The organism is Mesorhizobium qingshengii (genome assembly GCF_900103325.1).
In the GTDB taxonomy this organism is placed as follows: domain Bacteria; phylum Pseudomonadota; class Alphaproteobacteria; order Rhizobiales; family Rhizobiaceae; genus Mesorhizobium; species Mesorhizobium qingshengii.
Genome location: NZ_FMXM01000019.1, coordinates 83,189 through 103,165, shown reverse-complemented (window position 1 = coordinate 103,165; position 19,977 = coordinate 83,189). Strand labels below are relative to the sequence as shown.

19 protein-coding genes are annotated in these 19,977 nt (G+C 61.7%); 3 read left to right on the top strand and 16 right to left on the bottom strand.

All coding sequences use genetic code 11. The features are described 5' to 3' along the window. Positions 1–6 precede the first annotated feature (6 nt). Complete coding sequence (locus BLS48_RS25455) at positions 7–1,050, top strand: NAD(P)-dependent alcohol dehydrogenase (RefSeq protein ID WP_091583796.1); 1,044 nt, start codon at positions 7–9, stop codon at positions 1,048–1,050. 295 nt (positions 1,051–1,345) lie between these two features. Here the strand turns inward: BLS48_RS25455 and BLS48_RS25450 are convergent, their stop codons facing one another. The 4 genes from BLS48_RS25450 to BLS48_RS25435 all read right to left on the bottom strand — a co-directional run bounded on the left by BLS48_RS25450 (position 1,346) and on the right by BLS48_RS25435 (position 5,286). Continuing rightward, on the bottom strand, positions 1,346–3,364 hold the full coding sequence (locus BLS48_RS25450; RefSeq protein ID WP_244529890.1) for a sigma-54-dependent Fis family transcriptional regulator: 2,019 nt from the start codon (positions 3,362–3,364) through the stop codon (positions 1,346–1,348). Between the two features lie 145 nt (positions 3,365–3,509). Then, positions 3,510–3,983: a hypothetical protein gene (locus BLS48_RS25445; protein ID WP_091583791.1), complete on the bottom strand. Its 474-nt coding sequence runs from the start codon at positions 3,981–3,983 to the stop codon at positions 3,510–3,512. Between the two features lie 390 nt (positions 3,984–4,373). After that, positions 4,374–4,835, bottom strand: coding sequence for an RrF2 family transcriptional regulator (locus BLS48_RS25440; RefSeq protein WP_091583789.1), 462 nt, complete (start codon positions 4,833–4,835; stop codon positions 4,374–4,376). Between the two features lie 61 nt (positions 4,836–4,896). After that, complete coding sequence (locus BLS48_RS25435) at positions 4,897–5,286, bottom strand: group III truncated hemoglobin (protein WP_425284745.1); 390 nt, start codon at positions 5,284–5,286, stop codon at positions 4,897–4,899. A 527-nt stretch (positions 5,287–5,813) separates the two neighbouring features. Here BLS48_RS25435 and BLS48_RS25430 point away from each other — a divergent pair. Continuing rightward, the gene (locus tag BLS48_RS25430; RefSeq protein ID WP_091583782.1) at positions 5,814–7,028 is read left to right on the top strand and encodes a GGDEF domain-containing protein; all 1,215 of its coding nucleotides are present in this window, start codon (positions 5,814–5,816) and stop codon (positions 7,026–7,028) included. Positions 7,029–7,268: 240 nt separating this feature from the next. On the opposite strand, the gene BLS48_RS25425 is transcribed toward BLS48_RS25430, so the two are convergent. The 12 genes from BLS48_RS25425 to BLS48_RS25375 form a co-directional block, all read right to left on the bottom strand. Continuing rightward, a complete protein-coding gene (locus tag BLS48_RS25425) occupies positions 7,269–8,666 on the bottom strand; it encodes a TolC family outer membrane protein (protein ID WP_091583779.1) in 1,398 nt (465 codons plus the stop codon). A gap of 72 nt (positions 8,667–8,738) precedes the next feature. Next, entirely contained in the window at positions 8,739–8,969 is a 231-nt protein-coding gene (locus tag BLS48_RS35185; RefSeq protein WP_143019507.1) for a hypothetical protein, read from the bottom strand. Between the two features lie 280 nt (positions 8,970–9,249). Next, on the bottom strand, positions 9,250–10,542 hold the full coding sequence (locus BLS48_RS25420) for an ATP-grasp domain-containing protein (protein WP_091583777.1): 1,293 nt from the start codon (positions 10,540–10,542) through the stop codon (positions 9,250–9,252). Next, on the bottom strand, positions 10,539–10,892 hold the full coding sequence (locus BLS48_RS25415) for a chaperone modulator CbpM (protein WP_091583773.1): 354 nt from the start codon (positions 10,890–10,892) through the stop codon (positions 10,539–10,541). Before BLS48_RS25415 ends, BLS48_RS25420 begins: the two co-directional genes overlap by 4 nt. After that, positions 10,889–11,806: a DnaJ C-terminal domain-containing protein gene (locus BLS48_RS25410; RefSeq protein WP_091583771.1), complete on the bottom strand. Its 918-nt coding sequence runs from the start codon at positions 11,804–11,806 to the stop codon at positions 10,889–10,891. The genes BLS48_RS25415 and BLS48_RS25410 overlap by 4 nt, the downstream gene beginning before the upstream one ends. 107 nt (positions 11,807–11,913) lie before the next feature. Continuing rightward, the gene (locus BLS48_RS25405) at positions 11,914–12,951 is read right to left on the bottom strand and encodes an Acg family FMN-binding oxidoreductase (protein WP_208604670.1); all 1,038 of its coding nucleotides are present in this window, start codon (positions 12,949–12,951) and stop codon (positions 11,914–11,916) included. A gap of 198 nt (positions 12,952–13,149) precedes the next feature. Beyond that, a complete protein-coding gene (locus tag BLS48_RS25400) occupies positions 13,150–13,923 on the bottom strand; it encodes an SDR family NAD(P)-dependent oxidoreductase (RefSeq protein WP_091583765.1) in 774 nt (257 codons plus the stop codon). A gap of 8 nt (positions 13,924–13,931) precedes the next feature. Then, a complete protein-coding gene (locus BLS48_RS25395; RefSeq protein WP_091583944.1) occupies positions 13,932–15,266 on the bottom strand; it encodes a dihydroorotase in 1,335 nt (444 codons plus the stop codon). A 22-nt stretch (positions 15,267–15,288) separates the two neighbouring features. After that, on the bottom strand, positions 15,289–16,221 hold the full coding sequence (locus BLS48_RS25390) for an allantoinase PuuE (RefSeq protein WP_091583762.1): 933 nt from the start codon (positions 16,219–16,221) through the stop codon (positions 15,289–15,291). 11 nt (positions 16,222–16,232) lie between these two features. After that, positions 16,233–17,246 carry an NAD-dependent epimerase/dehydratase family protein gene (locus BLS48_RS25385; RefSeq protein WP_091583760.1) on the bottom strand — a complete coding sequence of 338 codons (1,014 nt, stop codon included), beginning with the start codon at positions 17,244–17,246 and terminating at the stop codon, positions 16,233–16,235. A gap of 30 nt (positions 17,247–17,276) precedes the next feature. Beyond that, the gene (locus tag BLS48_RS25380; RefSeq protein WP_091583757.1) at positions 17,277–18,044 is read right to left on the bottom strand and encodes an SDR family NAD(P)-dependent oxidoreductase; all 768 of its coding nucleotides are present in this window, start codon (positions 18,042–18,044) and stop codon (positions 17,277–17,279) included. Further along, positions 18,044–19,369, bottom strand: coding sequence for an MFS transporter (locus tag BLS48_RS25375; protein ID WP_342028538.1), 1,326 nt, complete (start codon positions 19,367–19,369; stop codon positions 18,044–18,046). The genes BLS48_RS25380 and BLS48_RS25375 overlap by 1 nt, the downstream gene beginning before the upstream one ends. Positions 19,370–19,609: 240 nt before the next feature. On the opposite strand from BLS48_RS25375, the gene BLS48_RS25370 reads away from it, so the two are divergent. Beyond that, positions 19,610–19,960: a RidA family protein gene (locus tag BLS48_RS25370; protein WP_091583750.1), complete on the top strand. Its 351-nt coding sequence runs from the start codon at positions 19,610–19,612 to the stop codon at positions 19,958–19,960. The last annotated feature ends 17 nt before the right edge of the window (positions 19,961–19,977 follow it).

Below are 19,977 nucleotides of genomic sequence, written 5' to 3'. Positions count from 1 at the left end.
ACAGCCATGAAAGCTGCCAGACTTTACGAATACGATCCGAAGATGAACGTCCAGCTCAGGATCGAGGAGGTCAAGGCGCCGACGATCACCGCTCCCGACGAGGTGATCGTTAGGGTGGGTGCTGCCGGCCTCTGCCGCACCGATCTGCACATCATCGAGGGTGTGTGGAAGCCGACCATGGACCCCGAAGGCACGCTCCTGCCTTACATCATGGGCCACGAGAATGCCGGTTGGGTTGAGGAAGTCGGCAGCGGTGTCAGGTCGGTCAAGCGCGGCGATGCCGTGATCTGCCATCCCTTCCGCTCATGCGGCATCTGCCTCAACTGCCGCCACGGCGAGGACATGTATTGCGACAACGGCCAATTCCCCGGCCTCGGCATGAATGGCGGCTTCGCCGAATATTTCATCACCAGCGAACGTTCGCTGATCAAGCTGAACGCCAACATCACGCCGATCGAGGTGGCGCCGCTCGCCGATGCCGGCATCACTGCCTACCGCGCCGCCAAGCGGGCGGCGAAGCTGCTGCGACCAGGCAGTTATTGCGTGCTGCTCGGCATTGGCGGGCTCGGCCATATCGCGCTGCAATCGCTGCACGCGATCTCGGGTTGCCGCATTATCGCGGTGGATCGCGAGCCGGCGGCGCGGGTGCTGGCCAAGGACCTTGGCGCCGACTTCGTGCTCGACGGTGGGCCAAACGTCATCGAGGAGGTCAGCCAGATCACCGGCGGCGGCGCCCATGTGGTCATCGACTTCGTCGGTGAACTCGGTGTCGAGAACATCTGCTGGAAGATGGTGCGCAAGGGCGGGCAACTGTTCGTCGTCGGCTATGGCGGCAACATCAACGTACCGACCGCGCATCTCGTCATCGAGGAGATCAACATCGGCGGCAGCCTGGTCGGCAATTTCACCGAGCTTGTCGAACTGATGGAGCTGAACGCCGACGGCAAGGTGAAGATGCACTACACCGAATACAATCTCGCCAGCATCAACACCGCGCTCGACGATTTCAAGAACCGTCGGTTCACCGGACGTGGCGTCATCGTGCCCTGAAAGCCTCCGGACGGGACGCGGCACGAAAGCGGGCGTGCCGCGTCATGGCGCGGCGCTTTTTTGTTTTGTGCCGCCGCTTATGGCGAAGGCGTCGGCGACATCATCAAGGTCGCGGCCGCCGTGGTGATTTCGCGGATCATCAGCAACATCCTCGGCTACTCTCGGCGAAAGTGACCGGTGCCGTCGTGAAGAGTGGATCATCCCCGCGACCGCTGCCTGAAGGCAATTTCGGTCAACGAGCCTTCCCCAACCCGCGGCGCGAATGCCGCGGGGTTTTTTGTACTGGTGGGCGAATCTAGAGGAAACCGCGCCGGATGCCGTATTGACCGAGCTTGCGATAGAGCGTCGGCCGCGAAATGCCGAGCCTTAGCGCAACCTTGCTGAGATTGCCGCCCTCGGCGACAAGCGCATTCTTGATCGCCTGGCGTTCGGCATCCTCGAACGAGCACACCGGTGCTTCGAGCATGGCCGTGGGATGGTCGCCGTGCACGGCCATGGTGTCGCGATTGCCCGCACTGATTTCTCCGGGAAGGTCCTGCAGCTCGATCGTGCCGCCGCGCGCCAGTATATGCAGGCGCTCCACCAGGTTCTTGAGTTCACGCACATTTCCCGGCCAGCGATAGGCAAGCAGCGCATCAAGCGCGTCGTTTGAAAACTCCAGCGGATCATTGCCTGCCAGCTTCGCGATCCGCCGGTTGAAATGCTCGATCAGCAGCAGCACGTCGTCGCCGCGGTCGCGCAAAGCCGGGACCTGGATCGAGACCGCACCGATGCGGTAATAGAGATCGCTGCGGAAGCGCCCGGCCGCGACTTCCTGCTTGAGGTCGCGATTGGTCGAGGCGACCAGTCGCACGTCCACCGGGCGGCCTCTCGAGTCACCGATGCGGTGGACCACGCGCTCCTCCAGCACACGCAACAGGAAGGGCTGGATTTCGAGCGGCAACTCGCCGATTTCGTCAAGGCTGAGCACGCCGCCATTGGCGAGTTCGAAGATGCCCGGCTTGCCGTCACGCGAAGCTCCGGTAAAGGCGCCGGCGACATGACCGAACAATTCGCTGCCGAACAATTCCTTGGTGATCGCGCCACAATTCATGGCGATGAACGGGTCGTTTTCGGTGCGCCGGCTGCCGGCATGGACAAGTCGTGCAAACAACTCCTTCCCGACGCCCGTTTCGCCCTCTATCAGCAACGAGGTGACGCCGTTCGACCCGGCCACCCGGGAGGCGACATCGACGGCAGCCAGCAATTTTTCGCTGTCGCCGACGATCATCGCCGCGGCTGTCCGAAGGTGTTTGTTCCCCTCTCGATGTATCACCGTCATGCTGGAGACGGCCGGCACCGAGGGAAACACCAGAGCCGCGCCACGAAGGTCGCCATCGAGTTTCAGCGGTGTGACATGACAGGATCGCAGATGCGCCGGCAGCGCGCTGGCGAGATCGGTCTCGGAGCCGGACGCTGGCAGGTTCATCAGCCAACGACCGCGCCCCGGCTCCATCGGGCCGTCCATCATCTCCGTGGTGTCGCCGTTGGGCACGTTGTTGCAGAAGATCGCGCGGCCGCGATGATCGACGATCACCAACCCGTCCTTCTGGCGGTAGCTGGGTGCCGAGGATATGAAGGCTTCGAGCAGGCGCGTTCGCTGCTCTTGCTGCTGTTCGGCCAGCGCCTTTTCGATCTGCCTGGCGGTGGCGGCGACGAGCGCCGTGTTGTGCGGCCGGAAGATCGGCGAGTAGCCCGACAGGTCGACAACGCCGATGATCTTGCCATCCAGAGGGTCGCGGATCGGCGCGCCGGCACAGGTCCAGGATTTGATGCCGGCACAGAAATGTTCGGCAGCGTGGACGAAAATCGGCTCGCCGGTCCACAGCGCAGTGCCGATGCCGTTGGTTCCGACGGCGTCCTCGTTCCATTTGCCCCCGATGCCCAGATGAATGTCCATGCCGTCATGCAAGGTCTTCTTGTCGCCGATGGCGTCGATCAGCACGCCGTCACTGTCGGCGAGCACGAGCATCGCTCCCGTTCCTTCCAGCAACTGGCCAAGGGACGCAAACGATCGTCGCGCCGCCGAAAGCAGCTCGGCATTGGCGCGGGTCAGATATTCGATCTCGTCACGGTCGCTGCTTAGCGGCGCTTCAATCCCTTGAGCGTTGATGCCGCCGGTGGCGCTGCGATACCAGGAATCATGGATGAGGGAGCGGACGTGGACCGGATCGCGAGCGGATGTCGGCTCGTCGGAAAGAAAACTCTCCCAGGCACGCATGGTGGCGCGCTCATCATAGTCGATCCTGTCTAAAACCAGCTGTCCGGTGGCCATCGACGCACGCGTCGGAAGAGCATCGTTTTTCATCGGATTAGGGCCGCTCGCGTGTTTCATTCAGTCATCACAGTACCTTTGAGGTATGCCATTTCTGTATGCTGTCACGGATTGGACGTGCGCAACGACGCCCGAATGCCGGCTGTCAGTCGATGCCGAGTTTCGCTCCGATGTCGGCTGCAAGCTGCTCCTCGGCATAAGTCGCGGTCAGCCGGGACCCATCCAGCTCGGCAAGCGCCTGCGCGATGGTTTCGTCGACCGGTGAGAAAAAGCCATTCTGCTTCGTTGCCAGGACGAAGATCTGTTCTCCATCCCGGTTGCGGACGTCGCCGATATGATGAAGCTGGCGGCCGGTGTTCTGATCCTTGGAGATCACACGGCCGTTCATGGTGACGCGGATGGACGGGCTCGCTTCGGCGGCGGTCGCCGCGCTGCCGCCGACATGGATGATCAGTCCTTCAGCCTTCGGTTGCTGGCGTGGCTGCCTGGAAGCCGAATAGCCGCCACCGCTGATCTGGTCGGCAAGGCGAACGATGGTCGCGCGGTTCTGCTCGATCAACTGCTTGACCTGAACATCCTCGCGCCGCGGACCGTCCCGCTTGGAGATGATCTCGACCATGAATCCTCCCAGATTCGCTCGGCTGAGCCGAGGGTACGGCTCATTTGTTGTTCTTTTGTGGCGCACCCTACACCGCCTCTGTGAGGTTCGCCAATCCCATTAAATAGCGCCGAAATTCACGTCGCTGGTAGTAGGTGGCTGCTACACGGACTTCCGGCACTCGGACGTTTGAGCAATGCCCGAGGGTCAGGCTGCCTTGCTTTGGTGTCCATTAGCCCGAGAGCGCGATCGAGTTCATGGACTCGCAGGAGATCGCAACCGCGATCCTCTCGCGGACCGCCTCAAAGGCGCTACCCCCACGCCTCCATCAGATCAGCAGCAGGCCCTTCATGCTGGAGCGCGCCGCACTTGATTTTTCGCTGCGCGACATTTTGTAAGGAGACACCGATCTTACGCGCCGCTTCGCGCCAGGCCGGAAGGTAGGGGCGGCGGCAGCCTGCCGAGGAAATCCCGGGGCATTAGTGTGACGTCGGCTAGCGTGTAACGGTCAAGGATGCTCTGGAAGGAGGCCATCGCTTCGCCAAACATGCTCGAAAGCTTGCAGGAGTGAGTGAGCACGCATTGGTTTCCGGTGGCAAAGCACTCTACAACCGCGAAATCCGGCTCGGTCAACCGTATGACATCGCCGATCCGGATCATCTCGGGCCGGAGCCCCAGAACAAGGCCGCCGGAACGGCCCCGGACTGCTTTCAGGTAGCCGCCCCGCGTCAGGGTATTGGCGACCTTGTTGAGGTGTGTTTTCGACACCCCGAAGGTGCGTGCAGTCTCCTCGATCGTAATCAGGCGGTCGCCAGCGGAGGCCGCGTACATCAGCATCCTCAAAGCATAGTCCGAGAAGTTGGTCAGCCTCATGGGCGGCTCCTTTCTTGGATTTGCGTGCAGCTATGGGAACCTCATGCAAACCAATTCGGCCTCACAGCTCTTTCTCGGCAATCGGCTCGATGCCAATTGTGGTCTCGCCACGGTTGAAGGCGACCGCAAGACGAAAGCTGTGGGCGATGCGCAACGCGCGATCCATGAAAAGCGCCGCCACCTCGGGCGGGCAGATGCGGTGCACCGTGGCGCGAAACAATTTCAGCCAACGCCGGAAATGCACCTCGCCAAGGCCGGAAATCGCCAGATGTGGCGGCAGGGGCCGCCCTTCATATCGGGTCGTTCGCAGGAGTGTCGAGGACCAGAAGTCACACATCTTTGCCAGATGACGCGGCCACTCGTTGGGCTGGATCTTCTGGTGGAAGATGGGGCCGAGAAGCTCATCGCGGCGAATTTCATCATAGAAGCCGTGAACCACACCATGGATCATGGTGTCGTCAAGCACATCCGGCAACGGAACGCCGTCCAGGATGATGGTGCTCTTGCTGCGGCGATTTCCGCTCATATGCGCTCCTGGTTCACAAGGCCGAGGCGGCGTTGCTCGCACATACGGCGCTCTGCCGGTCGAGCGGCCGATACGAAGCATCGCCTCGACCATCGAGTCGAAAATGCGCAGGCGCTGTAATGTCCTGCGATGGCGATCGATGGGTTTGCGTTGCCCGCTATCTCCTGGCGTGGAATGGAGCCAGCATCTCAGTTAAAAGATATATTGTCAATGTATGTTATATATGCGTTGACCATGGAGTGCCAGGGACGCGGCGGTTATCGAAGCCGGCCCGATCTCGCCATCGCGCACCCAAGGACGACGCGCGCAATCTTCACCTTTTCCCGAAGTCCACAGCCTGTCCGCGCTTTCATAAAATCTTACCATTCGCATTCAGGCATCATTCGGCGTGATTTGGTAGGGTGTCGTGACGACAATCAGGAAAGCGAAGGCAAGGTCTCAGCAAGGGAAGAATGACTCAGTCCCAGTCAACGATTGCAATGTCCTTGATCGCCCCAGGGATGTTTCTTGTGTTTTCCTTTGTTTTTTGCTGCGCTTGGCTGGTCGAGCGAAAACGGCACTACCTGCTGCTTCTTGCCCTCTCTTGCACACTGTTCTGCGCGGGCGCTTCGGTGCAGATCTTTCATCTTCCGGACTCAGCGTATCCTAACGCGGTTATATCGAGCGTGTTTTACACATCGGCCGTCATTGCGGCCACTGAAGGGATCCTCGGACGATCGCAAAAACAACTCGGGCCGCGCGTTGAGGTGGCTATGCTGCTGGTCATCACGGGCCTGATCTGGTTTTTCTGCTATGTCACGCCGCATTTGCTTGCGCGCATTTATGTCCAGAATTTCGGATATGGCGCGATCCTGCTGATCGCATCGCTTCGGCTGGTTCCCGGACGACGAACAAGGCCGGTGGACCGTGCTCTTTTCTGGATCATGTTCGTCTTTGCGGTTCAGTTCTTTCCGAGGACCGCGCTCACGGCCGGGCCGAACGCTTTGTTCTCGGCACGCGACTTCGGCCAATCGCCGTTCTGGCAGGCGCTGCAGGTGTCATTGGCGGTGCTTGGCGCCGCGCTTGCTTTCGCGATCCTGGCGGCCGCGCTATCCGATCTTCTGGATGATCTTCGTCGCGAGCGCGACAACGATCCCCTCACGGGTGTGCTCAATCGGCGAGGATTCGAGGAGCGATCTGGCGTTTTGGTCGCTCGAGCCGGCGGAGCCTCCGTTTCCCTCGTCCTTTGTGACCTCGATCACTTCAAGTCGATCAACGACACCTATGGTCATCCCGCCGGCGACGACGTCCTTCGACAGGTAGGTGCGATTTTAGTCAGCGAGATCCAATCATCCGACATCGCCGGCCGGATTGGTGGGGAGGAGTTCGCTGTTCTGATGCCTGACACGCCGGAGGAAGACGCCGCCGCCGTCGCGGAGCGGATTCGAAAACGGATAGAACACCAGACCTTTGATCGAATACCCCCTTCGCGTCGCGTTTCTGGAAGTTTCGGGGTTGTGGAGCGTCGATCCGCGGAGAGTCTCCATGACGTGATGGTGAGAGCCGACCAACTGCTTTACAAAGCCAAATCTGACGGTCGGAACCGGCTGGCACGAGCGGTGGAAGAAGAAAGGCCGCCGGCCAGTATTTCATCGCTAAAGCTCGCCGCCGTTCACGTTGTTCCGTGAAGGGCCACCGGCGTATCGCTGCGCCGAGCCGGTCGCGATTTCACAATTCCATAGTCTCAGGGCGCGCTGAGTTTGGCGCCCTGTCTGGTACATCGCGGCTGGCGGGAATTGCGAGCGTGCCAGCTTGCCAAGGCACCTCGTCTGCCTGCGTGGGATACCACACAAACGGGCGAACGCGCCTTTATTGCGAGGTGCTAGGAACCTGACACCTCGCGCTAGTGCCTGACCCAGGTTCCGGCTTTATCTGTCATCAGGCGGCCGAAGCCCGGACCACATGTCCTTGACCGCGCGATAATGCTCGGCGGGCCTGTATTCCGTGACCCGCAGGCCAAGGCGGGAAGCGGAAAGATGGCCGATTGCAGACAGGATTGCATAGCTTGCGAGAACCTGGTCGCGCTCGCTCGACACACGATTTATCTGCGTCGTAATCAATGACGCCTGCGCATTGAGGACATCGAGCGTGGAGCGCTGGCCCACGTTGCGTTCTTCGATGACGCCCTGCAAAGCCAGCTGTGCCGCAGAGATGGCTTGTCGATTTGCCTGAACCGCCACCCCAGCAGCCTGATATTGGCTCCACTGTGACGCTAATGCGCTGCGAACCTGATCCCGATTGACATCAACTTCTATCCGCGCTTTCGCCAGCGACGCCTTGGCCTGCCTAATCTCGGCCGAGGCTTTGCCGCCTTGATATATTGGAACGTTCAAGGTCGCGCCGATTCCCGCCGAGTTGTAGTAGCCGTTGGGAGAGTACGAAATCTCAGGCGAGTAGTTCTGATAGAGGCGGGTGACGCTGGCTTCAGCCGAGGCCGTCGGAAGAAGTGCCCCCTCGGAAGACTTAACCGAGAATTCTGCGGCATCTACGAGATGCTCTGGACTGAGAATGGCTGGGTGATCGGTCTGCGCGATCGCGAACGCGGCCTTGAGCGTTGAAGGCAGCAATTTGGCAATCGGCCTGGTTGGCTGCAGGTTCCCCGGCGCTTCACCTACAACCTGGCGATACGTTGCTTCACTGGACAAGACCGATGCCTCGGCACTGGCTAACTGGGATAGTGCCTCGGCTTGGCTTGCCTGCGCCTGGGCGACATCGGTGCGCGCGCCATCTCCAACTCGAAATCGATCCTCGGCCGCGCGTAGTTGTTCGTCCAGAAAGGCTAAGTTCTTTCTTCGCAAGGCGACAATCTGGCGATTTGCAAATACATCAGTATAAGCACTTACGGCTGCATACAGGGTGTCCTGTTCAGCGCTACGCAGATCTTCATTTGAGGCTTTCACCTTCGCCTCGGCGACGTGTACGTTGTTAGGCGTCTGGAATCCGTCGAACAGAGTCTGATCCAAGGTTATCCCGAAGGAACCTGTCGACAAGCGACTGCCCGGGGAAATAAATCCCCCTGTTGAAAGCTTCGTCTTGGATTGGGAAAGATATCCAACGCTGGCGGAGCCATTGACTGTCGGCCTCAAGCCGGATTTCGCTATCGCAACATTTTCATCGGTGATCCGCACACCGGCGCGGGATGAACTCAACGTCGAGTTCAGCGCATACGCCTTCGACATTGCGTCGAAGACAGTCTCGGCCCGTCCAAGTGCCGGCGTGAAAATGCATGTTAGAAAAACCGCCGCGGACTGAAGCTTACTAACCATTCACCTGACTTTCGAAATCGCAGCATCCGCCTTGGGCCGAAAACAAATAGATGTTTCGTCGCGGCCGATAATTCACCCAAGTTTGAAAAACTTGGCAAACCTCAGAAATTTGGAAAGGAAGTTTGTTTTAAGGGCCACATTTTCCTCCGATTCACTAGGAATTCGCCGCTTTATGCCAAGTCTGTTTTTGGCATGTTTCTTTCGTTTCAAAGGTGCGGCAATTGATGAAGATTTTGTTTGTTTTCGATTTGGATCTACATTTCCAAATTTTTCCACTTTGGTATACACCTGTAAAACAGACATCATTTACGCCTATACAGAAATGATAACAGTGATGCTATCACTGTATAGAGGGGAGATGGTCATAGCTATAAACTTCGACGGGCGAGCGCCGAAGCTAATTTTTGTTAAGAATTGTTTCTGGACGTTTCTGACTTTTGCTGTCATGCGCGCCGCATGATGTCCATGCTTCGTTCGGCTCTCTGGAGAGCCTCACCAGCTAGGACTGCCCGTTTTTTTGATGGGTAGCGACACGTTGGCAGCGACGCAGCTCACGGCATACTCGCCGCAGGAGATACTGAGTTTAGATTACCAGCACGGGAGCAAAGCCGCCGCCCGGCGTCCTGAAGTTGGTGGTCTGGCCTTGGTAGAGGCGTGCAGCCGCGAGCAGCAGCCGGCCATCATAAACGTAGAGCCGCACGTCCATTTTGCGCGGTGCAAGTGAACCATCGATCTCGATCATGCGCTGCCCAGGTGCGGCAAAGGCCTGGGCCACATAGCCGCCCCGGGCGATCTCGGCCCATACCCCTCTTGTGACCTTGTCGCCCCGATAGACCGCCTTGCCCCCGTGGCCGGAAAGTGGCTTGAAAAATAGATCCTTGCGGGATTGCCAAAGCGCGTCAGCATTTTCGGGTGTGACCAGCGTCGTCCGCGGAACGCCGCCGGCGAGCCGCAAACGCATCTCTGGGGATAGACCAAAAGTTTCGAGAACCTCCGGGTCGGACAACAGGGTCAAGTTGCGCTTGCTCGCGAAAAGCGCATGATTGTGCGGATTGGGCGTGACCACCACCGCGCCGTCTTGATAGGCTTCTTTGAGCGCTGCATGCTCTGGCAGATCGAGCGCGAAGTCGACTAGGCGATTATATACGAGGTCAATCTCCTGTCCGCCGAGCCGGAGCCTGCCATCGCGATATTGCAGTTCGCTCGCATCTCCGATCACGGCATCGATACCGTGTTTCACCAGCAACTGCTTGGCCAGCACGAATTCAGGATAGAGATACTGTTCCTCGGGCCGGTCATCGAGGATTGCGATCCGCCGCGGCGATTCCGTATCGGTCTGGTGTCGCCATTCATTCCGGAACATCGCGACGACCCCGGTCTCGAATTTATCCTCCCTGGCGCTGATCAGCCCCTGTTCGACTTCGGCGCAGCAGGCTTTCTGGGCCTTCGCCAGGAACGCATTGAGGAAAGCACCACCAGCGTTGGTGTTCACTTCGATGAGCTTGGGACCATCATCGTCGAGATGGAAGTCGTAGCCCATCAGCGCGCCGGCCGGACCAAAATCCCGCTGCGCGATTGCAGGAGCCCACGAGAGAACGGCATCGCGGTAGGCTGGCAATTTCGTCGCGCACTCGATGGCGTCAACGATTCCGCCCATCTCCCCAAGGACGGACGCGGCGAGGAAGACCGGAACATTCGAGAACAGATTTGGTCGCGACTTCATGAACGCTTCGCAGAAGCCGGGGTCGCCGACCTCCTGATCGAGCGCAGCGTAAAGTGCAATTCGGTCGAGGGTGATGCAAAAGCAGTTTCGGTTGAGCCGGGTCGATATGGCCCGGCTCGCTTCCGATACGTTGGGAACTGTATGCACGATCATGTCTCCTCGCGGCCGGGCGCGGGGCTGCCGCGATCCCGCTCCATCGCAGCGATGATTGCGGCCTGAACGGACTTGTCCTGCGTCGTCACCGCCGCGCTCAGCGCTCGCAGGCGCTGCCGCGTCTCGTGGAGCTGATCGATCAGTGACAAGATGACCGGCAGCGTGTCGGCGTCGATCTCCAATTCATAGCGAAGCGTGCAGATCAGGCGGACGCGTGCGAATTCCATGTCGTTGAAGACCATGGTCCCGTCGTCCTGCCGCGGCACGACAAGTTCGTCCCGGATCCAGGCCTCGAGATCGCTGCGCTGGAGCGCGGTTATTCGCTCGACAAGGTCATCGATGCGCATCATGCCAGCATCTCCTTGCGGGGGTGATCAGGATGTTTCGGCCGCCATTTTTCGAGGAACGCGACCAGTTCGTGCTCTTCGGCCGAGGGCAAAACAGCCTTCAGGGTGATCAGCTGGTGTCCGCGTTGTCCGGTCTTGCGGTTCCGAACCCCCTTGTCGCGCAGTCGCAGCGTCTGGCCGGTGTTCGACCCCTTCGGGATGGTCATCGTAACAGGACCGCTTATGGTCGGAACCTCGATGCGAGCGCCCAGCATCGCCTCCTTCAGGGTAACGGGAACCTCGACATGAATGTTGTCGTCCTTGCGATGGAAGAACGGATGCGGCTCGACATGCAGTTCAACGTAAGCGTCTCCCGCCATTCCGCCGCCGAATCCGGCCATGCCCTGGCCCTTCAGTCGCAGCATTTGCCGGTCCTCGGCTCCTGCGGGGATCGTCACCTGTAGCGTCTTGCCTTCAGGCAGCGTGATCGTGCGCTGGGCGCCATTGACCGCATCCATGAATTCCACCGGCAGCACATAGCTCACATCCTGGCCGCGCGCCTGAAAAGTCTCGTGCCCCCGCGGGCCTCCGCCTGCAAACGCCCGCCTGAGGAATTCTTCCAGATCCTCGTTGCTGGCGAACCCTTCGTTGGCTGCATGCGAGGCGTTGACACCGCCGTTGGCGAAGTCGCGATAGAACCGCTCCGGTGGCCGTTCCGCTCCGGCGGCATCTATCTCGCCCGCGTCGAAGCGGCGCCGCTTCTCCTTGTCCTTGAGCAGATCGTTGGCAGCGGAAATGTCCTTGAATTTCCCTTCCGCGGCCTTGTCGTCCGGATGCAGGTCGGGGTGGAACTTGCGCGCTAGTTTCTTGAACGCCTCCTTGATCTCCTTGTCGGTGGCGGTGCGGGTTACGCCGAGCGTCTCGTAAGGGTCTTTCATTCACCTGATCCCATCGCAATCTCCCCGCTCAGCCATGAAAGGACCCTGGCGTCACGCGCTGCTTTTCTTCACGCGATGCCGGACAGCTCGTGAAGCGCACGCCGAACCTACGTCCGAAGAATGACGTGCTCAACCGGGCGGCGAAGCGATCTGGGCAACTCGGGACCATAGCCGAACCTCATCACGAGATCCGGTCGACGGCCAGCGATGCCCAGATAGGTTGCGAATTGGCCTCGCACGGCGGGAACCTCGACCGGTTGATTGATGAAAGCATGCCGGAGTTGAAGAGCCGTCGCCTGGAGGGCGAAGCGCTGGCAGCAACGACCGGCTTCGGCCCAAGAGGCCGGTTCATTCTTGTCGGAGACGAACACGGCAACGCCGGCCGAACTCCTGAGCTGGTTCTCGTATTTCCTGTTTTCGGCGCCCTTGGTGAACACTTGGCTGAATATCAAGCGGCCGATCCAGCCAGGCAGGACTGGACTGCCGGAGGATTTCGAAAACAAGCCGTCTCGCGTCGAAAGGGCTTCGCCATAGCTGAATCGAATCCACGATTCCAATTCCTTTACGAACGCGACATCGTCCAATTGCGCACTGTTGCCTGCGACGAGATAGGAGAGGATGTCTTCACGTTGTTGCCGCTCGGTGAAAAGCAGCATCCGCACGCCGCCGCCGTTCCCGGCAGCTTCCAGAAGCCGCAAATGCTCGGGCGGGACAGAGCGCCCATCATAGAGCGCGCGCGTCGATTGGCGATGCGGGATAGCGTCGAACAGGTCCGTCCGTTCGGGCGGCGCGGCCTCCAGGTCGACCCGTATTCCGCCCGCATCTGGGTCGTAGCTCGGAACCGCGCGAAGTCCGAACGCGCGAGCCGCTTGAACCATATTCTCGACGGCGCAGCCGAGGCTGGCGAACACGTGATGGTCATCGGGATCGACGGCGGGCAAGCGACGCCCGGAATCGGGCAGCACAAGGATGGAGCGGTCCGAGAGCCGGAATTGCCAAGGCTGGGTGTTATGGCTGTTTGCCGCCAGGGTGGCGTAACGGACAAGTTCTCGTCGGGCCGATGACAGTGGCAGATCGGGGCTGTCGCTATGGCGCCACGTGGCGTTGAGAGCGCCCTCATAGCCGGAAAGCCCCCGAGCGTTCATGACAATCGCGGATCCGCCGCCAATCGCGACAAGCCCCCCTCCGACGGCAAGCGCGGCCAGGAACCGGCGACGGCCTTGATGAACCTCAGACATGATGGCTGCATATTACAACCAGACCCCGCCTGGCTTTGATTTGAATCATTGCCTTCCAGCGGCGTGAAGAGACAGGGGAGGGCTAAACCCTGATTCCACCACCCATCAGCCTGCCATCCAGCCGCCATCCACCATCAGGTTGATGCCGGTGACATAGCTTGCCATGTCGCTGGCGAGGAACAGGGCAGCGCCCGCGACGTCGCTCGGGGCACCAAGCCGTGGCCACGGCGTGCGCCGGCGTGAATAGTCGAGCGCGTCGGGATCGTTGGCCACGCCCGGCTTGCCGGTGATGATCTTGCCGGGCGCGATGGCGTTGCACACGATGAGGTCGTCGGCGTGGTCGACGGCGATCTGCCGCGTCATCTGTACGATGCCACCCTTGCTCACCGAATAGGGAAGATCGCCCGGGCAAGCGACCATGCCGTGCTGGGAGGAAATGTTGATGATGCGGCCGCGCACATCGTTGACCGGCGCTTGGGTCCGCATCTGCATCACTGCCCGTTTGCAGCAATGGAAGAAGCCGGTCAGGTTGACGCCGATGACGCGGTTCCATTGCTCCGGCGAGGTTTCGAGCAGGTTGGTGCTGGTGTAGATCGCCGCGTTGTTGACGATCACATCGAGCCGCCCGAAGCGCGCCACGGTCGCCGCGACCAGGGCATCGACCGCGTTCCACTGCGCAATGTCGGTCTCGAGGTGGATGGCCGTTCCCCCGGCCTGCTCGATCAAATTGGCGGTGCTCTCGCCCCCCTCAATCGGCGGTTCGACCGTATCGGCGATGACGACGCTGGCGCCTTCCGCCGCGAGCTTCAATGCGATGGCGCGGCCAATGCCGGAGCTTGCGCCGGTGACGATCGCGACCTTGTCGGTGAGCAGTGGCATATGGTCCTTCAGCTTTCTCGACGAACAGGCTTGCCCTGCGCCGGATCGATCAACACCTGATCGCGCACAATCTCTTTCCCGCGCAGGAAGACATTCGTCAGCCGTGCCTTGACGGCCCAGCCGTCGAAGGGGGTGTAAGCCGCGCACGACACCTGGTCGGCATTGGTGACGGTGCTGGGTTGCCTGGGATTGACGATCAGCATGTCGGCGTCATACCCGGCGGCGATCCGTCCCTTGCGCCGGCCAAGGCCGAAGCGCTCCGCCGGATTGCGGGCACATAGGCGCACCAGATCGGGCAGCGTGATCAGACCCTCGTCGACCAGTTTCAGCATCGCCTGAAGCAGCGTCTGCAGCCCCGGCATGCCGCCCGGAATGTCGGCGAAAGCCGGGTAGGATGCTGCCTTTTCGGCTGGTGCGTGCGGGGCGTGGTCGGTGGCGACGATGTCGATCAGTCCAGCGCTGAGCACCGCGCGCAAGGCATCGACATCCTGCCGCGATCGCAAGGGTGGCGACCCCTTCAGCCGAGCGCCCTGCGCCTCGTAGTCGTCGGCGCTGAAGAACAGATTCTGCGGCGTGGTCTCGACGCTGGCATCCGCCATGTCGCGCAGCCTGCTCCAGACCTTTGTGCCGAGTTCCGAATTGATCTGCCGGACATGGATGCGGGCTCCTGTCGCGGCGGCGGCCAGCACGGCGCGCGCGATGCCGCCGGCCTCCGCCAGAGGCGGGCGGCTATCGAGAAACGCTGCGATGGTCCCGGCCTTGTTGCGCTCCGTGCTGCCGGTCAGGATCGATTGATCGCCCGGAGAAATGCCGATCAGCGTATCGGCCCGGTCGAAATTCCGCAGGGCCCGGGCAATTTCATCGAAAGTCGAAAACAGGAAGGCTTCCGGTACATCGGCGGTGAACAGCTCGAACGACACCGGCGCCAACTCGAGCAGGCGAGGGGTGAGCGACAGGTCGCGGCTGACCACGGCCTGGAAGCCGACATCGACATGGATGCGGCCCTCGGCCATTGCCATCTTGTCGGCAAGCTGTTCGGCCGTGGCCGTCCAAGGCTCGTCGGTGGGCATGTCGAGCACCATCGTCACGCCGCCAAGGGCGGCTGCATGCGTGCCGGAGGAGAAATCTTCCTTGTGAGTCAGTCCAGGCTCGCGCAGATGCGCATGCGCATCGACCAGGCCGGGCAGCAGGAAACAGCTCCTGGCATCGACGACGCTCCCAGCTTCAGCCGTTTCTCCGGGGGCGACGAGCGCTACGATCCGGCCGCCGATAATGCCGACGTCGCGCCGCTCAAGCCCTTCGGCGTTGACGATGGTGGCTCCCCGGATCAGCGTTTCGAACATGCCGCCATTCCCGTTGCTCTGGTCAGCCGCGCCGCTCGAAACTGGCACGGTTCTCAAGCCAGAAGCGGGCGATGTCTTCGCGCCGCATGAAGGCGGCTGCCGGGTTCTTCTTCACGTGCTCGATCACTTCACGCAGCCCGGACGCCCGGTTGGGCTGGCCCATCCATCTCGCATGGATGCCGATCGTCAGCATGCGGCCGCCGGTCTCATCCGCCTCGTCGAGCATGTAGTCGATCGCCGAGCGGCAATCCTCGGCGAAATCGCGCGGATTGCTGTAGCCGGGCGCCACCAGATAGCGGCTGTCGTTGAGGGTCTTGGAATAGGGCACGACGAGAATTTCGGTGCCCTGATGATCGACGAAAAAGGGCAGGTCGTCGTTGCAGGGATCGGAGTGGTAGAGAAAGCCACCCTCCCGCACCAGCAGGTCGCGCGTGTTCACGCTCGGAAACGAGCGGCAGTTCCAGCCGGAGGGGCGCCTGCCCGTCAGCTTCTGGTAAAGGGCGACTGCTTCGTGCAGCTGGCGCTCCTCCTCGCTCCGCTCCATCGTCGTGTAGTCGACCCAGCGCAGTCCATGGCCGAGCAGATCATGCCCGCGCGTGTTCATCCAGTCGACCACGGCCGGATTGCGCTCCAGCGCCACGGCGCAGGCGGAGATGGTGACTGGAATACTGTATCGGTCGAACAGGCGCGCCAGGCGCCACACACCGGCGCGGCTGCCATATTCGAAATGGGTCTCGGTGCCGAGGTCGCGCACCGGCGGGCTGCTGGCGAGATTGTATTCGCCCCAATTGTCGTTGCGGCCGTCCTCGGCCCAAGAATATTCCGATCCCTCCTCGTAGTTCAGCACCAGGTTGATGGCGAGCTTGGCGCCGCCCGGCCAGGTGACGAAGGGCGGGCGTGGGCCGTAGCCGACGAAATCGCGCGGCTGCGGCGCTGGCGGCAGATCGGTCGGCATCGGCTTTCTCCTCACTCGTTGGCGGCGATCCAGTCCATGTAGTCGTGGAAGGCCTGTTTGGCAGGCATCGGCCGCCAGTCCGTGTCCCGCTCGATGCGGGCAAGGTCGTATTCGCCCCACATGCCGGTCTTCAGCGCCGCGTTCATGACGATGTTCGCCGTCTCGGTCGGGCTGACCTCGGCCTTCAGGTCGGAGATGCGCTCGGTGGCCCAGCCGATGAAATCGCCGACGGTCTGCGTGCCGCCGCTGCCGATGTTGTAGTGGCGGTAGCGCAGGCGTTTCGCGTCGAGCAGCGCCATGATCGCCTTGGCGACATCGCTCGACAGCACATAGTCGCCGAGGGGTTCGAGGCTGTTTGGCCGGATCGTCTCGCCGGCCAGCGCCATATGCGCGACGCGGTTGGGCAGATGGCGGACGTTGCGGCTGCCGGTGACGCGGTCCATCGGGCCGTAGACCGACGACAGCCGCACCGAGATGGCGGAAAGGCCGAACAGGTCCGCATAGCGGTTGGTGACCATTTCGGCCGCGAATTTCGAGATGCCGTATAGCGTCAGCGGCGCCACGTAGCCGTCCTCGGGCAGCGGCTCGCCGTTCCAGTCCGGCCCGTGATGGCGATAGACCGAACCGGAGCTGACATAGACGAAGCGTTTGATCCCCGGTCGGCCGCGCGCCCATTCCAGCATGCGCACCGTGCCCATCAGATTGACGTCGACGATATCGGCCGGATTGTGGGCCTCTGGCTGCATCTGCGGGTCGCTCGGGCGCGAATTCGGGGTGACGGTCGCGCCATGCACGATGGCGGTGATGTCGTGCGCATCGAGCGCTGCCGCCCAGGCGGAGGGCTCCAATATGTCCGCTGTCAGCACGGTGAGGCGGTCGCGCACCGGGGCGAAGAATTCTTCCGCGATCGCATCCAGCCCCGAGCGATCCAGAATGACGGCGCGGGCTTGCGGATCACGGTCCAGCCATTCGCGCGCGACCACGCTCATGACAAAGCCGGTGCCACCGGTGACGAGCAGCGTCATGTGAACTCCTGTGAAAACGAATGAGTTGTATCAGCGTGTCGCATAGCCGCCGTCCGCGAGCATGTCCGAGCCGGTGACGAAGGATGCGTCCGACGACAGCAGGAACGCCGCCGCCGCCGCGATCTCGTCGGGCTCGGCGATCCGGCCAAGCAGATGCGCTGGTCCGAGGCCGGCATTGGCCGCCTCGAAGTCTGGAAATCTGCGCAGCAGGCGCGTGGTCGCCACCGCTCCCGGCGACAGGCTGTTGACGCGGATCTTGTCGGGCGCGTGGTCGACGGCCATCGCCTTGGCGAGGTGGATGAGCCCTGCCTTGGCGGCGCAATAGGCGACGGCCCTGGTGGTTGCGACGCGTCCAAATTGCGAGCCGATGAACACCACCGAACCGCCGCCGCCTGCCGCGATCAATGGCACGGCGAACTTGCTCATCAGGAACGCGCCGGTCAGGCTGACGTCGATCTCATGCCGCCAGGCGCTTTCGTCGAGATTGACGACTGTGGCGCTCGTCGACGGTGCGGCAGCATTGTGCACCAGCCCATCCAGCCGACCGAAGTTTCTTTCGGCGATGTCGACCGCGCTCTTGGCGGAGGCAGCGTCGGTCACGTCGCATTGGCAAGCGATTGCCGAGCTGCCGAGTTGGTCGGCAAGTGTCTGCGCCGCCCCGGAATCGTAGTCGGCGCAGACGATCCTGGCGCCCTCGGCGACGCAGCGCCGGGCAATGGCCGCGCCAATTCCGCTTGCTGCACCCGCGATCAGGATGACGCGGCCCTTCAGGCGGTTCATCGCTGGGTTGTCCGTCATCAAACCTGTTCCTCGACAGTTTGCGCGATCGGTGCTGAGGCCGGCCGGCGCACAAGATTGTAGCAGGCCGCGAGCGTAACCAGCACCGCCCCACCGCCGAGCAAAAGGAACATGGCCGGCGGCCCGAGATGCGCCATCAGCCCGGCAGCGACGCCCGGCGTCGCCACATTGCCGATCGAATAGAGCAGGAGAAGCGTGCCGGAGGCGGCGACCATGTGCCGGACGGGCAGTTGCGAGGCGGCGAATGCCATCGCCACCGGATAGATCGTTAGCGCGGTCGCGCCATAGAGGAAGAACAAGACGAACAGCAGCGGCACAGAAAGAGTGCCGAACCAGGCGATCGAGGCGCAGGCCGCCACCGCCACGAGTCCTTGCACCAAAAGCATCACGCGTCGGTCAAACCGGTCCGACAGCCAGCCGACCGGCGTCTGCGCCAGCATGCCGGCGATGCTTATCGTGGTGACCAGCCAGACCGTGGTCGATGCCGACAATCCGATCTGCGTCCCGTAGATCGGCGTCAGCACGAAGATGTTCATATTGGTGATGCCGGCCTGGAAGATGGCGACGACCGTCACCGGCGCCAGTTTGAAAAGTGCCAGCGGCCCCAGCCGCGCGGCCTTTGTTCCGGTCGTCGGCGTCGGATCGGCCGGCACCGAAGGCAGCGCGGGCCAGCGCAGTCCGGCGACTTTGGGCACGAACGCCAGCAGCACCATGACCGCGGCGACGGAAAACAGATGCGACGACTTCGGACCCACCAGCGCGACCAGGATCTGTCCGAGCAGCACCGCTATCGCCGTCGTCAGCATATAGATCGAGAACATCGCGCCGCGATTGTGCTGTTCGGCATAGAGATTGATCCAGCTTTCGCAGACGACGAACATCGAGGCCATCGACATGCCGCCGAGCAGCCGGAAGCAGAACCAGCTCGGCACGAAGTCGGTGAGGACGAAGCCCGCGGCCGCCAGCAGTGCGGTTGCCAGGATCACGACGAATGTTCGCTCATGGCCGTAGCGGGCGACCAGCGGACGCGTCATCAGGCACCCGATCAGGAAGCCGACTGGATAGGCTGTCAGCACGATCTGGACCACGTCCGGGGCGATACCGGGTTTGCCAAGGTAGAACGACACGGCGGTGGTCAGCATGGCGCTGCCGATGCAGGCGAGACAGATGCTGGCCATGATCGGCAGCAAGGCGCGCGAGCGCTCCGCGTTCCGCCAGAAGCCCCTCAGATATTGAGCGATCGGCCCCATCGATGCCGCCGTCAGCCGGCTACGCGACGCATCGGGAATCGGAAGCGGGGCCGATGACCGACGCAGGACTTTCATGCATTGCGACGGCTCCCCTTGGCAGTGCCGTTGATCAGCGGCTGCTGCTCTCCCCGACCGAAGCTACACCGAGCCAGGCGTGTCACAAACGAAGATTGACACGGCTATGGCGTCAATTTTTTTGGCCATCAAGATTGCGGAAAGCAGCGCCTCGCCGTCTGTCGGGCTTTACAGTCGTTTTGTCTCCTCCATACCATGGCCAACCTGCCGAAACCGAAATCCGCCATTGGGAGAACCTGCATGACGATCGAACGTCTCGAGAACGGCCAACGCTTCTGCCGTGTGCTGCGCTACAACGGTACCGTCTACCTGGCCGGTCTGACCGCCGACGATCTTTCCGGCGACACCACGGCGCAAGCGAAGCAAATCCTCGCCAAGATCGATGCCTGTCTGGCCAAGGCCGGCAGTGACAAGACCAAGCTCTTGAGCGCCCAGATATGGCTTCGCGACATCGCAGATTTCGACATGATGAACACGGCGTGGGACGCCTGGATCGACAGGAGCGCGATGCCCGTTCGCGCAACCGTGGAGGCGCGCCTTGCCGGCGACCAATATCGCGTCGAGATCATGGTGACGGCGGCTGTTGGCTAGGAGGCCGATCCGCGAAG

What these genes read in the sequence shown, in the direction of transcription:
- BLS48_RS25455 (WP_091583796.1), top strand. Translation starts at nt 7, where the DNA reads ATGAAAGCTGCCAGACTTTACGAATACGATCCGAAGATGAACGTCCAG.
- BLS48_RS25450 (WP_244529890.1), bottom strand. Translation starts at nt 3,364, where the DNA reads ATGGCCACCGGACAGCTGGTTTTAGACAGGATCGACTATGATGAGCGC.
- BLS48_RS25445 (WP_091583791.1), bottom strand. Translation starts at nt 3,983, where the DNA reads ATGGTCGAGATCATCTCCAAGCGGGACGGTCCGCGGCGCGAGGATGTT.
- BLS48_RS25440 (WP_091583789.1), bottom strand. Translation starts at nt 4,835, where the DNA reads ATGAGGCTGACCAACTTCTCGGACTATGCTTTGAGGATGCTGATGTAC.
- BLS48_RS25435 (WP_425284745.1), bottom strand. Translation starts at nt 5,286, where the DNA reads ATGATCCATGGTGTGGTTCACGGCTTCTATGATGAAATTCGCCGCGAT.
- BLS48_RS25430 (WP_091583782.1), top strand. Translation starts at nt 5,814, where the DNA reads ATGACTCAGTCCCAGTCAACGATTGCAATGTCCTTGATCGCCCCAGGG.
- BLS48_RS25425 (WP_091583779.1), bottom strand. Translation starts at nt 8,666, where the DNA reads ATGGTTAGTAAGCTTCAGTCCGCGGCGGTTTTTCTAACATGCATTTTC.
- BLS48_RS35185 (WP_143019507.1), bottom strand. Translation starts at nt 8,969, where the DNA reads ATGTCTGTTTTACAGGTGTATACCAAAGTGGAAAAATTTGGAAATGTA.
- BLS48_RS25420 (WP_091583777.1), bottom strand. Translation starts at nt 10,542, where the DNA reads ATGATCGTGCATACAGTTCCCAACGTATCGGAAGCGAGCCGGGCCATA.
- BLS48_RS25415 (WP_091583773.1), bottom strand. Translation starts at nt 10,892, where the DNA reads ATGATGCGCATCGATGACCTTGTCGAGCGAATAACCGCGCTCCAGCGC.
- BLS48_RS25410 (WP_091583771.1), bottom strand. Translation starts at nt 11,806, where the DNA reads ATGAAAGACCCTTACGAGACGCTCGGCGTAACCCGCACCGCCACCGAC.
- BLS48_RS25405 (WP_208604670.1), bottom strand. Translation starts at nt 12,951, where the DNA reads ATGAACGCTCGGGGGCTTTCCGGCTATGAGGGCGCTCTCAACGCCACG.
- BLS48_RS25400 (WP_091583765.1), bottom strand. Translation starts at nt 13,923, where the DNA reads ATGCCACTGCTCACCGACAAGGTCGCGATCGTCACCGGCGCAAGCTCC.
- BLS48_RS25395 (WP_091583944.1), bottom strand. Translation starts at nt 15,266, where the DNA reads ATGTTCGAAACGCTGATCCGGGGAGCCACCATCGTCAACGCCGAAGGG.
- BLS48_RS25390 (WP_091583762.1), bottom strand. Translation starts at nt 16,221, where the DNA reads ATGCCGACCGATCTGCCGCCAGCGCCGCAGCCGCGCGATTTCGTCGGC.
- BLS48_RS25385 (WP_091583760.1), bottom strand. Translation starts at nt 17,246, where the DNA reads ATGACGCTGCTCGTCACCGGTGGCACCGGCTTTGTCATGAGCGTGGTC.
- BLS48_RS25380 (WP_091583757.1), bottom strand. Translation starts at nt 18,044, where the DNA reads ATGACGGACAACCCAGCGATGAACCGCCTGAAGGGCCGCGTCATCCTG.
- BLS48_RS25375 (WP_342028538.1), bottom strand. Translation starts at nt 19,369, where the DNA reads ATGAAAGTCCTGCGTCGGTCATCGGCCCCGCTTCCGATTCCCGATGCG.
- BLS48_RS25370 (WP_091583750.1), top strand. Translation starts at nt 19,610, where the DNA reads ATGACGATCGAACGTCTCGAGAACGGCCAACGCTTCTGCCGTGTGCTG.